Source organism: Mesorhizobium sp. M0340 (assembly GCF_040321535.1).
GTDB lineage: Bacteria > Pseudomonadota > Alphaproteobacteria > Rhizobiales > Rhizobiaceae > Mesorhizobium.
The window spans coordinates 169,550-183,250 of sequence record NZ_JAMYRR010000010.1 but is presented as its reverse complement, the minus strand read 5'-3'; the positions used below and the strand labels follow the sequence as shown (position 1 = coordinate 183,250).

The window sequence follows — 13,701 nt, the reverse complement described above, 5'->3', positions numbered from 1 at the left end:
CGGCCTTCCCGGCTTCCGGGAGGCCAGGTTTCATTCCGCAGCGATCGCCGCCGACGGCTCGGCTTTTTTCTTCCAGGGAGCGTCGTAGAGGCCCCAGACCGGGTTGTTGATGGCCAGATCCATGTCGCGGGCGAAGATAGCGAAGCCGTCGTAGCCGTGATACGGGCCGGAATAATCCCAGGAATGCATTTGACGGAACGGTATGCCCATCTTCTGGACCGGGTACTTCTCTTTGATGCCGGAGCCCACGAGATCAGGACGGATCCCCTCGATGAACTTCTCCAGCTCGTAACCAGTCACGTCGTCATAGATCAGCGTGCCCTTCTTCACGTAGTGTCCGGTGCGCTGATAATCGTCGTTATGGCCAAATTCGTAGCCAGTGCCGACGATAACCATGCCCAGGTCCTCATATGCCGTGACGACGTGACGGGGACGCAGCCCGCCGACATAGAGGATCACTGTCCTGCCTTCGAGGCGCGGCCGGTACTTGGCGATGACGGCATCGACCAGGGGCCGGTATTTGGCGATGACCGCCTCGGCCTTGGCCTCGATTTCCGGTCCGAAATGCTTGGCTATCTTGCGCAGAGAGGCTTCCGTCTGGGAGGGGCCGAAGAAATTATACTCCATCCAGTCGATGCCATACTTTTCCTCCATGTGCCGGCAGATGTAGTTCATCGACCTGTAGCAATGGATGAGATTGAGCTTGGCCTTCGGCGCGCGCTCTATTTCGGCCAGCGTAGCGTCGCCCGACCAGTTGCCGACCACGCGCAGGCCCATCTCCTCGAGCAGGATGCGCGAAGCCCAGGCGTCGCCGCCGATATTGTAGTCGCCGATCACATTGACGTCGTACGGGCCGGCCTCGAACTCGATGTCCTTCTTTTCGAAGACCCAGTCGCGGATCGCATCGTTGGCGATGTGGTGGCCGAGGGATTGCGATACGCCGCGGAAGCCCTCGCAGCGCACCGGCACGATCGTTTTTTCGTGCTCCTTGGCCTTGTTGCGGGACACCGCTTCGGTGTCGTCGCCAATCAGGCCGATCGGGCATTCGGATTGCACAGTCATGCCCTTGTTCAGCGGAAACAGTTCCTCGATCTCGTCGATGATCCGTTCCAGCTTCTTGTCGCCACCAAAAACAATGTCCTTCTCCTGGAAATCGGAGGTGAACTGCATCGTGACGAAGGTGTCGATGCCGGTCGTGCCGACGTAATAGTTGCGGCGTTGCGACCAGGAATATTGCCCGCACCCGACCGGGCCGTGCGAGATATGGACCATATCCTTGACTGGACCCCACACCACGCCTTTCGAGCCGGCATAGGCGCAGCCGCGAATCGTCATCACTCCGGGGATGGACTTGATGTTCGATTTGACCTCGCATTCGGAAAGGCCCTCGCTTTCCTCGCCAGCCTCGTCGCCGCTCTTTGCGACGCTGAGGTGCTTTTTGCGGCGCTTCGCCGCCTTGTCAGGATATTGCGACAGCACCTCCTCGATAAGCTTCGCATGGAGGGCGCCGTCATTCTCGTATTCCAGGCTCATGGGACCCCTTTCAAGGTTCAGGGTGACGCCTCACCAACGAGGCGCCGTTCTTTGAAAGGCGCGCCAGGTCAAGGCCGCGCCTCGTGTCGGCAGCGGTCGTTACTGTGCGGCCGCCTTCGCCGCTTCCTTGACCTGAAGCTCGGCAAGCATCTGCTCGTCAGTCTTCATGATGCCGAAGTCGAGCAGCATGTCCTCGAGCTCCTCCATGGTGATCGGGGTTGGGATGGTGCCCTGGCCCGAATTGGCATGAATCTTCTCGGCCAGTGCCCGGTATTCCCCGGCCTGCTTGGAGTCCGGCGCATACTGGATGACAGACATCTTCCTGAGTTCGGCGTGCTGGACGATGTTGTCGCGGGGCACGAAGTGGATGAGCTTGGAATTGAGCCTGGAAGCCAGCGCTTCGGCGAGGTCGAGCTCGCGGTCGGTTTGGCGCTCGTTGCAGATCAGGCCGCCGAGCCTCACGCCGCCCGAATGGGCGTATTTCAGGATGCCCTTGGCGATGTTGTTGGCGGCATAGAGCGCCATCATCTCGCCGGACATGACGATATAGATTTCCTGGGCCTTGTTCTCGCGGATCGGCATCGCGAAACCGCCGCACACCACATCCCCGAGCACGTCGTAGGAGACATAGTCGACATCGTCGTAGGCACCGTTCTCCTCGAGGAAGTTGATCGAGGTAATCACGCCGCGGCCGGCGCAGCCGACACCCGGCTCAGGGCCGCCCGACTCCACGCATTTGATGCCTTTGTAGCCGACCTTGAGCACGTCCGCGAGTTCCAGGTCTTCCACCGAACCTTCCTCTGCCGCGAGGTGCAGGACCGTATCCTGCGCCTTCGCGTTCAGGATCAGGCGGGTGGAGTCGGCTTTGGGGTCGCAGCCGACGATGAGGATTCTCTGCCCGAGGTCGACAAGGGCGGCGAGCGTATTTTGGGAGGTGGTGGACTTGCCGATGCCGCCCTTGCCGTAAAAGGCGATCTGACGCAAACCTGACATGTAGCTTTCCTTCCTTCGTTCCATTCATCGCGGCTGCCGCGACATGAATGCCGGTCCGGGCAGCTGTCGCCGCCTCGCACCCAAGGATCTCAAGACTCGTGCCAATTCGGCTGATCGAACCGAAGAATAATTTCATGGTTGCTTTTCAGGGATTTAGCTTGAGGCCAAAGAAAGGATCGTTGGAACAAGCCGTGTAGCGGACCCGACAATGGCGACACAAAGCGTCGGATCGCGATCCTCAGTCACCGCATTCGTTCGAACCGCATCGTTGTGTTGAGGTGGGCGAACAGCACTCGACCCTCTTGCGTTAATTGCGGGATGCTGCGAACTCTTCTGTTCCGGCGAGCTGACGTGCTTGGTCTCGCGTGTCCTCGTCGACACTGCGCGGAATCTTGCGCCACGCTGGCATACCTTCGATCCACGGCCATCCATACGGGGCCGCGGGCGATAATTCCGCCATATCACCAACTCAAGGGGACTGGCTCACCTATCAGCGCAGGAGTTCAGTATCGGCGTCATCGCCTTCACATGTTCGTCGATCCGCTCGAGCACTTTCGCTGCGACAACGTCGCGCTCAGGCAGATGCCACCAGTGCTCGTTGACGAGTTCGACGGTCTCGACCACTGCCTTCAGGACTGCCGGCTCCGGAAGCCTTGCACGGTTCGCAAATGCTTTCCATCGCGGTGCTGCTAGCGCCTTGAACGAGCGCTCCCCTCCAAGCGACAGCGCCATGGCGTCGGCGGGAATATATGGCACGGTCGACAGGACGTCGTAGATTGGTGCAAGCACCGGCTTGTCGCCGTTGCCGGGATAACTCAAAGACCAGTTCTTCAGGTGCATGTCGCCATTGCCAGTGATGACCGTCAGCGCCAGGCGGCGGACGAATTCGAGAGCCGCCGTAGGCGAGACGGCCACGCCAAGGGCCCAGGCTATGTCGTGATAAGCGGCGCCCTCATATTTGCGCGAGGGATAGACACCGAAGACCTGAGCGAAATCCTCGATGTGAATCCTCTCGCCATCGGCGCCGCGATCGAAGCGTTTGACGAGAAGGCCCTTGCCCTCTGACAGCGTGTTGAATTCCTCGGGAATATCCTCGAAATCGGACTTCTCGACAAGTTCGCGTTCAGGCACCTCCATGCCGATCGCTGCAGCCAGCGCCAGGTTGGCGAATTCGTTCTCGGAAACGCCCGGAAACGCCGTCGAAGGGAACTTGGCGATGTACCGGCCCTGCTCGTCGTCCATCGGCAAGGTAAGGCCGCCGCCTTTTCCAGTGTTCTTCATGACCGACAGCTTCATCTGCACGCCGGCAAGTGAGAACCGTGCCTTGGGCTTATCCTCTGAAGCATCCTGCGAAACCGCTATCGCGCCGTCACTGGGCAACGCCCGTACGGCTCCCGGCAGATCGGCGCCCAGCGCCGCTAAAAGATCGAAATCATTGCCTAGCCGCACATTGCCTTCGTGGTGCTTTTCCATCGCCTCGCGCAATTTCTCCTCCGGCAGGAGGTTTGCGAGGAAGCGGGCAAGGCGCCGGCCAGAGGCTTCGGATCTTTCCGCAATCCTCCCGTCGCTGCCCGGAACGACAGGCTGAAAACCGGAAAGCCGCCCGTCGCGCGGTAGGCCTCTTCGAAGTTGAATGCATTGAAATCGCCCGGCGTCCTAACGATTGTGCCGATCTTCAATGCGTTCAAGAGCACGTCCAGCGACGGGATCGTCTTAGGTGCGCGAAAGACTGGAGCCATGATCGTCATCGTCAGGTTGAGAAACAAAGGCGGGTCGATCGTCATCATCATACGGGCGCAATAGAGCCTGGACAGCCGGCACCATGACTTGCGGAACCAGCATCATTTCCAGACCGAGCGCGCGAGCGATATTCATGAGCGTCGTCGCACGCGCCGCTGCGGCTCCCTTTTCGATGTCGCGATAGCGGGGACGGGATATACCCGCCAAGTCAGCGACCTGCTCCTGCGTCATGGCAGCGGCCAGCCTCGCCTGCCTGAAAAGCCCACCGATTTCGCGCAGAATTTCCGATTCAGAGTCCATCATGATACCTATACGATCTATTCCAATGCGCGATGACACGGAAAGGTACCTCATCCAGCGAGCAAGTCAAAACTTTTAGATCTGTTAGAGTATCATATATAAAGATAATGATATGCAAAGAGATCATCCTCCTTCGAGGATCTCTCACGCTTTAGCGCCGCACAGCGAACGGCGTTCCTCCGAGAACAGCTGCTATGGCCACCGGGCTCCTCTGATGGCGCCGCCGCCGGTTTGCCAGGCTTCTTGCGGCCTGCGGCCTGGTGCTGCTCTTCTTTTTCGGCCTCGATCCGGCGCTCTTCTTGCGCCGCCAGCTTGGCCTCGGCTTCCAGCGACGCCATCGCCTGCTGGATCTTGGCCAGCCGGTTCTGCTTGTCGCCGGCCCAATCCGGCATCTCGTCGCCGCGCTTGTCCTTGCCGAAAGTCACGTCCTCCTCGGCATCCGCGGCTCGGCCGTCGTCAGCATGCGAGCGACCTCGGCTTTCAATTCCGGCTCGCGCTTCTTCATGCGCTCATAATTCATCGCCTCGTGTTTCGACGCGTTCGCCTTGATCTTCTTGCCATCCAGCGCGACATGGCCGAGTTTGACCAATCCTGCCGTCTCACACAGCTTCAGAACCTGCACGAACAGCGCCTCGAGCGCCTTCAAATGCCGCTTGCGGAAGTCGCTGATCGTCCGGAAATGCGGCGGATCGAGAGCCACGATCATCACAAAATCATTCCGTTCGCGGCAGGCCCTGGCCGGCTGTTTTCACCAGCTTTGGGCCATCGACCGCCTGTCGCGTTCCTTCGCGCCCCTCTGTCCGTCCAGTATCAAAAGGGCCGTCGCGGCGCACCCGCCCTTCCTGCTCAAATCACATTCAATTCCCGAAACGCCCGCGCGTCAGCGATCCGGCTATACCCAAACGCCGAGCAATCCACCGTGCGATAGCCGCCATGCACGATCAGTTCGGCCCTTGCCGACCCCTGGAGCCTGCTGCAAGCCGTGACCGGAAAACCCGTTGGCGAAGAGGAAATTACCGACCTCGGGATGCGGGCCGATCACCGCATTCTGGTCGAGCGTTTTGTAGTCGTAATGGCCGACCCAGGCGCGCGTCGGCTTGATCGCCTCGAAGGCTGGAATGCGGGTCGCCAGCACCGGCCAGATCACCTCTTCGAACAGCGGCCAGTCGGGGTCGAAGTCGGCGGGGTCGGCCGGTCCTTCGCCCTCTTCCGGCTCGGCGCCGCCGGTGAAGTAGACCGAGCCCTCCGGCCGGACATAGATGCCGCTCGGGTCGACCAGCAGCGGCATGTCCTCATATTTCTCGCGCGCCTCGAAGACGAAGACATTGCGCTTGCGCGGCTCCACCGGCAACGCCAGCCCGGCCATTGCTGCCACCTTGCCGGCATTCGGCCCGGCGGCGTTAACGACGGTGCCGGCCTCGAGCCGCTCGCCATTGTCGAGGGTCACACCGGCGACGCGCTTCCCCTGCCGTTCGATACCGGTCACCGACGCTGTGATGAAATCGATGTTCTTGCTTCGCAGTGCCTTGCGGAACAGCATCAGCATCGCATGCGCGTCGAACCAGCCTTCGCCGCTGCGGCCATAGGCGCCGGCGGAAATGCCCTCGACCGACAGCCACGGAAAGCGGCGGACGAGCGCCTCGGCATCCTCGAGCACGATGTCGGCGCCCTCGGCCATCTGCGCCTCGTGGTTGGCCCGCAGGATCGGCAGCCCGTTCTCGCCGGCAAGGATGAGGTAGCCGCGTTCGCGAAAGCCGATATCGGCGTCCGCGCCAAACTCTTCCCTGAGCCGCCGGAACAGTTTCAGCGTGAATTGCGACAGACGGATGTTTTCCGGGATCGAAAACTGCTGGCGGATGGAGGCGCAGGACAGTGTGGTCGCCGCATGAGAAAATTGCGGGTCGCGCTCGACAAGCGCGATCGAGCCCGAAAACCCTTCCTCGCGCAGATAATAAGGCGACCGAGGAGCCGACGATGGCTCCGCCGATGATGACGATGTCGTAATGCACTTTTTCGCCTTTCCGGTTCTAGGCGCCCGCCGCGTGCGGGCGATGCCGGCATCAACCGGCGGGCAGATGTGCCGAGGGCAACAAGCGCGCCTGACGCAACGCCGCCAGATCAGCCGAGCCGGTGCAGAAGCAGGCGACGGCCAACTGGCGCATGACGATCTCGAAATGCGCGACAACCGCCTCGGTGGATACCCTAGCCGCGCGCAGCACGCCGGCCGCCTGCCCGGCGATGTCCGCGCCCAGGCGGATGGCCTTGGCCACGTCGACGCCGTCGCGGACCCCGCCCGACGCGATCAGCTTCACCCTTGGCAGCGCCCGACGTACCGCCTGCACGCTGGCCGGGGTCGGAATCCCCCAATCGGCGAACGCCATCGCCACTGCACGGTCGGCGGCATCGCGGGCGCGCTCGCCCTCCACCGCGGCCCAACTGGTGCCGCCGGCGCCGGCGACATCAATCACCACCACGCCCGCCTCGACGAGCGCACAGGCCACCGAAGCGGACAGGCCCGACCCCACTTCCTTGGCCACGATCGGCACGCCCACGCTGCGCGCAGCGCGAGCGATCTGCGCCAGGACGCCGCGCCAGTCGCGGTCGCCCTCCGGCTGTACCGCTTCCTGCAGCGGATTGAGATGGACGATGAGTCCATCGGCCTCCAGCGCATCCACCGCCCGGCGCGCCAGGTCCAGGCCGTCGGCCTCGCGCAGTTGCGCGGCGCCGATATTGGCTAGCAAGGGAATGTCTGGGGCCAGGCGGCGCAGCGCGCGCGTCAGCCCCTGGGAGTTGCGGGATTGAAGGCTCACGCGCTGCGAACCGACGCACATCGCGATCCCCAAGGCTTGCGCTGCCTCGCTCAGATGCCGGTTGATGGCCTCGGCGCGTGGCATGCCGCCGGTCATTGAGCTGATCAGCAGCGGCGCGCGCATGGTCTTGCCCAGCAGCGAGGCGCGCAGGTCGATCTGCGTCAGGTCCAACTCGGGCAATGCGCAGTGTTCGAAACGGATGTACTCCCAGCCGGCGGCGACCGTGGCCGACGCCGTTCGCCGATCCAGCACGATGTCCAGATGGTCGTCCTTGCGCCGGCTCAGGGCGGTGTCGCTCATGCTCGCTCCATCCGCCGCATCGGGCGACGGCGTTGCGTCGGATCGGACCGACGGCAGCGCGCGCACGCCGCCGCCTCCCGTGCGTTCAGGCCGGCGCACGCTGGCCTCCGCCCGCAGCGTCGCTGCGGTAGCGGCTGGTCGAGGTCTGGTAGTACTGCGCGCGGATGGCCGCCATGGCCTCGATCAACGGTCTCCACGGCGCGGGAAAGCGTTCTTCCGCCATCATCCGGTGCAGCATGCGCATATGGCCGGCCAACTCGTCGTTGAGAAACTCCTCCACAGGCATAGCCGGATAGCGCTGCAGCAGCAGGATTGCCGCGTTGTCGGCCTCGCCGGCCGACCTGTCCTTGTCGCGTCCATGCAGATCGTTCTGCAGGCGCCCTATCGCGGAGATGAGCCGCAGGACTTGGCGAAACGCCGGACGCGCGCGCAAGGTCGCCATGTCCAGCCCCCACAGCAACGACAGGCAACAGAACACGTTCGTGTAGGCGATCGAATCGATGCCGTTGTGCAGGTACTCGGCGTAGGACCAGCGTTCCGCCCCTGCCGCCTGCGCATGTCCGGCGCGCAGCGCCGCGCAGTAGCACCGGGTATCGTCGAGAAGCTGAGCATAGTCGCGACGATCGTAGGCGAGCGCGGCCAGCGAAGCGCGCAGCACAGCGCAGCCATCGAATCCGGGGAGCGCGCACGGCACGCCCTGCCCCAGCGCCTGCTCCACCGCGGCGAGCTGCTCCGGCGCGATCAGGCCAAGGTCGTTGCAATCGTCGAGCCAGAACAGCAGCGCCAGTTCGCGATAGAACGCCACGATCAGCGTTTCGTCCTGCGGATCGCGGCCGGTGCGGGCGCTCGTGTCGCGCAGGCTCGGGTGAATGCGCTGCAGGATGTACTGGCCGCCCCTGACCGCTTCCACGGCATGCTCGTCGGCGAACCCGGTCAGGGAACGCCCCCACTCCAGCACCTGCTGCAGCGCGCGTTCGGTCTGGATCATGGCGCCGCTCCTGCTCCCTCGGCCAGGACGCGCCGCCCCCAACGAAGCGCCAGCCACAACCCGGCGAGTTCGGCCACGCGCACCACCCGGGTGGGGCAATAGAGTTCCTTGCCGATCCACAGCGGCGTCTGCGGCCATGCATGCGCCGCATGGCGGGCGAGCATCCACTCCAGCGCACGCGCCACCGCCTGCGCGATGCGCCGGCGCCCTGTCGGCTCTTCGCTCGCGTCCATCACGTGCAACGCGAACAGCGCATAGGCGGTTTCCTCGAATGTGGACGTGCGACCGGCGCCCCAGCCGCCGTCGTCGCGCTGCGCCTGCATGAGCGCCGCCAGCGCGCGCTGGTCGCGCCACTGGGGCTTGCCTTGCGCCAGCGCAACGACCGCATGCGCGGTGGGATACAGCCACGAAACGTGCCATTTTTCGTTGTTCCATAGACCGTGCGGGTTGCGATTGGCCTCGACGTAGGCGCTGGTGCCGGCGGCGGGCTTTCCCAACATTCGCAACGCATGCAGGGCATGGATGTTGGTCGACACCGAGGCATTGCGCTCGCCGGGGAAGGTGACGAACAGCTCGCCGATTTCAAAATGGCGCAACGCATCGACCGCCGGGTCGCGGCCTGCAAGGCGCAGGACGCACAACGCAACGGCGGTGTCGTCCGCATCGGCCGCGAAGTGCAAGGCCGGACCCAGACCGCGCACGCCCAGGCGGGCGTCGAGCTGCGCGACGATCACTTGCACCGCCTCGGCGAGCGCGGGATGCGCGAACAGCCCGGCCAGATGCAGGGTGTACAGCGACCAGCATGGCTCGAACACATTGATCGGCCAGACGTTGGGAACGACACCTTCGATGCCGCTGCGCGTCGCCCGCGATGCCGCCTGCAGATACGCGTCGGCGCGCTCGACCTGCGGCGTGCTCCCCTGTGTCACGGCGTGCGCACGCCACGCGGCGGTGGCCGCCGGACTGATGCCGATGCTGCCGTCGTCATCCGGGCACGCGGTGGTCGGCGACGTCCCCCAGGCTTCCCAGGAGTGCAGCAACGGATGGCCGCTCGGCAACGTCGCCACCGCCCCCAGCTTGACCAGGCACGCTTGCCGCAACGGCAACAGCGCCGGGTGGCGCGGAAACGCCACGCCGCCCAGCAAGGATGCGGCCTCGCCGCACAACTGCGGCAGGATCAGCTCCGCGCCGATCGGCGCGTCTTCCGGCACCGCATGCGCGTAGGGATCGGGCTGGCGCTCGAGGAACCGGGTTGCAGCCTGGACTGCGTCGGCAGCGCCGGGAAGAGGATCGGCACGCTGCAATGTCAGCAACGCCGCCCACGTGGGCGCATGGCGGAACAGCGGGAAGTCCGCGCTTCCCCATCCGCCATCGGCCTGTTGCTGCGCGATGAGCCACGCGTATGCGTCCTGCCGACCGGTGACGTTGCCGTGGAACTGCAGAGCTCGCGCCGTGTCGTAGACGGACGGACCGACGCTGCCGCCGTCGCTCATCTCGCTCAGCAGGTGGCGCAAGTCGGAAAGGATCTGTTCGGACAGCGCGTTCACGCGGGATGTTCCTTCTGCAGACGGTTGACGAGAACCAGGGTCGGCAGACGCCGCGGACTCGGACACAGTGCAGCATGCACCGCTGCCGCCGGCCGATCGCAGCGGCACAGGGGCGACTCCATGCGGAGGGGCGCGCTCATGCGCATGGCGCGTGCTTGAACAGATACGCGTTGACCCGCTGCAGCATCTGCGCCAACCGTTCCGCACGCGGCCCCAGCGGGGCGATGGCCTCCTCGGCGTCGCGCAACAAATCCAGCGCGAACTGGCGCGCTGCCTGCAGCCCCATGATCGACGCGCAGGTCGGCTTCTGCGCCGCCGCGTCCTTGCCGGGGGTCTTGCCCAGCGTCGCAGTATCCGCTGTCGCGTCGAGAATGTCGTCGACCACCTGCAACGCCAGGCCGAAACAGGCGGTGTAGCGATCGAGCGCACAGTACAGCGCAGCGTGCGCGGCATCCTCCGCGATGGCGCATAGCGCGCCCATGCGAACGGACGCGCGCACTAGCGCTCCGCTCTTCATCCGGTGCATCGCCACGATCCTGTCCAGCTCGGCGTGCTTTCCGACCAGCGACAGATCCATGGCCTGCCCGCCTGCGGCACCCTCGGCGGACACGGCCTGCGCCAGTTCGCGCACGAGCGCGATACGGTTGTCGCCCGGCGCATCCAGGCTCGCCAGGGTCAGGAACGCGTGCGCCTGCAGCGCATCGCCGACCAGGATCGCAGTGGCTTCGCCGAACTTGACGTGCACGGTCGGACGGCCGCGGCGAAGCACGTCGTCGTCCATCGCGGGCAGGTCGTCGTGGACCAGGGTACAGGCGTGCATCATCTCGATGGCGGCGCCGACGTCGTCGAGCATGTGCGCCGGCGTGTCGGCCAGTGCGCCGGCAGCCAGACAGAGCAAGGCGCGGGTGCGCTTCCCGCCATGCAAGGTGGCGTAGCGCATCGCCGCCATCAGCTCGGTCTCACCGTCGTCTTGGGCGCAGAGAAGACGCGCCAGCGCCTGTTCGAGCCGCTTTGCGCCGTCCTGCATCCAGATCTCCGGCAGCAGCCTGGCGGATGCGCCGCGCGCCTGCGCGCCCAATCCGCCGGGCGCAGAAACGCCAGTTCGGTCGTCGTGTAGCGTGGAACCGGTCTGCATGTTGTTCATGTCCTTGTACCTGACACGGCCACGGCGAGCGCCGAGCCGCCGCGGTGTTGCCGGCGTCGCACCGAGCGCGCGCGCCGAGTGCAGCAATGTCGCGCGTCGCCGGCGCCGCTGCCCGCCACACGGGGCATGCGATGCCAGCTCATGAGAATCCGATGCGGATTGTCATGGACGGATGTGCGGTCGGGTAATAGCGCCGGCCTTTTTCGACGCCGCTCAGCAACCGCGGCCGCACCCCGGCCTGGTGCATGGTCAGCGCCAAGGCGATGCAGAACTGCACCATTTCCAGCCATACCAGGTGGTAGCCGATGCAGACGTGTGGGCCGGTACCGAACTGCAGCATGTCCACCGGCCGGATCGGCTCCGTGCGATGCAGCCACCGCGCCAGGCGGAACTGATCAGGCGCCTCGTGCAGCAGCGCCGAGGTCGAGAAATGCAGCAGCGGGATGCACAGATGGGTGCCCGCGGGAATGCGCCGTTGGCCGAGTTGCAATTCCTGCAGCGCGCGACGAGGCAGGAGCGTGGTCGCCGGATGCAGGCGCAGCGTCTCGCGGAACAGCGCCTCGGCGACCGGACACTGCGCCAGGTCCGCGTGCCGGGTCGGCACCGCGCCCACGCGTTGCACCTCCTCGACCAGGGCGTCCCACAGCACAGGCTGCCGCGCCAGCTCGATCACCATCCAGGCCATCGTCGAGGCAGTGGTGTCGTGACCGGCAAGCAGCAGCAAGCGGATATTGGCGACCAGGACGTCATCGGAGAGCCCATCGTCGCTGCGGTCGAAGACGCTCACCATGTCGTTGATCAACCCGGTGCGCGCAGCATGCGCGCGCGCGTCGCGAACGAACTGGCGCAACTGCGCGTCGATCCAGTCGCGGGCGGCGCGGCCGCGCCGCAAGGGCAGTCCGGGCAGGTCGACCGGGGGGGCGACGATCAACTGCAGCAGTTGCCGGTACTTGCGATGCCATCCCGGCAGGTCCTGCGCGGGGATTCCCATGAGGCTGAAGATGAGCTTGAGCATCAGGTCGCCGGTTTCGCGCAGGATGGTTGCCTCGCCGCGGTCGCGCCACGCCTGCACCCGCGCCCGGATGACGGGCGCGAACAGGTCGCCGATGCCGGCCTGGGTCAGCCCCTTGGGCAGGAACGCCGCCTTGATCGCATCGCGCGCCTGCCGGTGCGCGCCGCCGTCCTGGGCAACCAACGTTCCGCCAAGCAATTCGGGCGCGATCTCTTCGATCAGCGCCGAGGACACGTCCTTGTGCCGGAGCAGTGCGAACGCTTCCGGATCCACGCAGGTCATCAGGTGTCCGGCAGGGCCGAAATCCAGCCAGAAGTGGCTGCCCAGCGTCCGTTCTGCGCGCTGCAGCAGGCGCGGCAGGTCGCAGACAATGGCGGGAAGATGCCCGACCAGGGGGAAAGCGCCAGGCATGACCGGGATGTCGCATCGCAGCCGGTGCCGACGGTTGAGTGGGTTGAGCAGCATGTCCATCAGCAGCGCGCCGCCGCCGCCGATTCGGTGTCGCCGGCAGGGCGCGCGGCGCAGCTGTTGCCACCGTCGGCGTATGTCGGCACATGCGCCAGCATGCCGCCATCGATGCACACGACCTGGCCTGTGATAAACGCAGCATCGTCGGAGAGCAGGAACGCCACGAGCGCGGCCACATCCTCGGGGCGGCCGACGCGCTGCAGGAGCTGGTGCCGGCGCAGATGCCGTTGCATGCACTCGTCCAGCTTGGCGAGGAGACGCTCGGTCATGACGAGACCCGGCGCAACGGCGTTGCAGCGGATCTGCGCATGACCGTATTGGGTGGCGAGCGAAGCCGAGAGCATGTTCATCGCCGCCTTCGACGCGGCGTAGGACGTCTGCGCCGTGTCGCCGCTGAGCCCCTGGCACGACGACATGTTGACGATCGCGCCACCGCCGCGGGCGATCATCCGTGGGATGGCCTGCCGGCAGCAGAGCAGCGTGCCGCGCAGATTGGTCGCCATGGTCTGGTCCCAGACTGCCAGGTCCAGGTCGAGGATCGCGCGGTCGCGCGGGGTCAGATGCATGGCGCTCGCATTGTTCACCAGCAGGTCGACCCCCCCGAAGTGCCGCTCCGCCGTCTCGAACAGCGCTGCCACCGCCTGCTCATCGGCGATATCCATGGCTATGGGCAGCGCGTGGCCTGCTTCGGCCGCGATCTGCGCGGTGCAGGCGATGGCCGCCGAGCCATCAATGTCGGCCACCACCACTCTGCCGCCCTCGCGCGCGATGGCGAGAGCGCATGCCTGGCCGATGCCGGCGCCGGCGCCGGTCACCACGGCCACCTTGCCTTCAAACCGTCCCATCGTGTCTACTCCTGAATTGCA

The 13,701-nt window shown here is 65.1% G+C and carries 11 protein-coding genes and 2 pseudogenes; all 13 read right to left on the bottom strand.

Annotated elements, in window-relative coordinates; genetic code table 11:
• Positions 1-30 precede the first annotated feature (30 nt).
• The gene (gene nifD, locus NKI79_RS17050; RefSeq protein WP_352802896.1) at positions 31-1,533 is read right to left on the bottom strand and encodes a nitrogenase molybdenum-iron protein alpha chain; all 1,503 of its coding nucleotides are present in this window, start codon (positions 1,531-1,533) and stop codon (positions 31-33) included.
• A gap of 99 nt (positions 1,534-1,632) precedes the next feature.
• The gene (gene nifH, locus NKI79_RS17045; protein WP_023801970.1) at positions 1,633-2,526 is read right to left on the bottom strand and encodes a nitrogenase iron protein; all 894 of its coding nucleotides are present in this window, start codon (positions 2,524-2,526) and stop codon (positions 1,633-1,635) included.
• A 483-nt stretch (positions 2,527-3,009) separates the two neighbouring features.
• Positions 3,010-4,265: pseudogene (locus NKI79_RS17040) on the bottom strand (type II toxin-antitoxin system HipA family toxin).
• Positions 4,240-4,566: a helix-turn-helix domain-containing protein gene (locus NKI79_RS17035; protein WP_352802894.1), complete on the bottom strand. Its 327-nt coding sequence runs from the start codon at positions 4,564-4,566 to the stop codon at positions 4,240-4,242. Before NKI79_RS17035 ends, NKI79_RS17040 begins: the two are co-directional and overlap by 26 nt.
• A 92-nt stretch (positions 4,567-4,658) precedes the next feature.
• Positions 4,659-4,991, bottom strand: coding sequence for a hypothetical protein (locus NKI79_RS33240; protein ID WP_502909822.1), 333 nt, complete (start codon positions 4,989-4,991; stop codon positions 4,659-4,661).
• Positions 4,988-5,272: a transposase gene (locus NKI79_RS17030; RefSeq protein WP_502909821.1), complete on the bottom strand. Its 285-nt coding sequence runs from the start codon at positions 5,270-5,272 to the stop codon at positions 4,988-4,990. The genes NKI79_RS33240 and NKI79_RS17030 overlap by 4 nt, the downstream gene beginning before the upstream one ends.
• Before the next feature lie 140 nt (positions 5,273-5,412).
• Positions 5,413-6,575: pseudogene (locus NKI79_RS17025) on the bottom strand (NAD(P)/FAD-dependent oxidoreductase).
• Between the two features lie 51 nt (positions 6,576-6,626).
• Positions 6,627-7,676, bottom strand: coding sequence for a type 2 isopentenyl-diphosphate Delta-isomerase (fni, locus tag NKI79_RS17020; protein ID WP_352802891.1), 1,050 nt, complete (start codon positions 7,674-7,676; stop codon positions 6,627-6,629).
• Positions 7,677-7,761: 85 nt separating this feature from the next.
• Positions 7,762-8,664 (bottom strand): terpene synthase family protein, encoded by a 903-nt coding sequence (locus tag NKI79_RS17015; RefSeq protein ID WP_352802883.1) that lies wholly within the window; start codon positions 8,662-8,664, stop codon positions 7,762-7,764.
• Positions 8,661-10,211, bottom strand: coding sequence for a hypothetical protein (locus NKI79_RS17010; RefSeq protein WP_352802880.1), 1,551 nt, complete (start codon positions 10,209-10,211; stop codon positions 8,661-8,663). The genes NKI79_RS17015 and NKI79_RS17010 overlap by 4 nt, the downstream gene beginning before the upstream one ends.
• A gap of 136 nt (positions 10,212-10,347) precedes the next feature.
• Entirely contained in the window at positions 10,348-11,346 is a 999-nt protein-coding gene (locus tag NKI79_RS17005) for a polyprenyl synthetase family protein (RefSeq protein ID WP_352571132.1), read from the bottom strand.
• Positions 11,347-11,494: 148 nt separating this feature from the next.
• On the bottom strand, positions 11,495-12,838 hold the full coding sequence (locus NKI79_RS17000; RefSeq protein ID WP_352802877.1) for a cytochrome P450: 1,344 nt from the start codon (positions 12,836-12,838) through the stop codon (positions 11,495-11,497).
• Positions 12,838-13,680: an SDR family oxidoreductase gene (locus NKI79_RS16995; RefSeq protein ID WP_352637447.1), complete on the bottom strand. Its 843-nt coding sequence runs from the start codon at positions 13,678-13,680 to the stop codon at positions 12,838-12,840. Before NKI79_RS16995 ends, NKI79_RS17000 begins: the two co-directional genes overlap by 1 nt.
• Between the last annotated feature and the right edge of the window lie 21 nt (positions 13,681-13,701).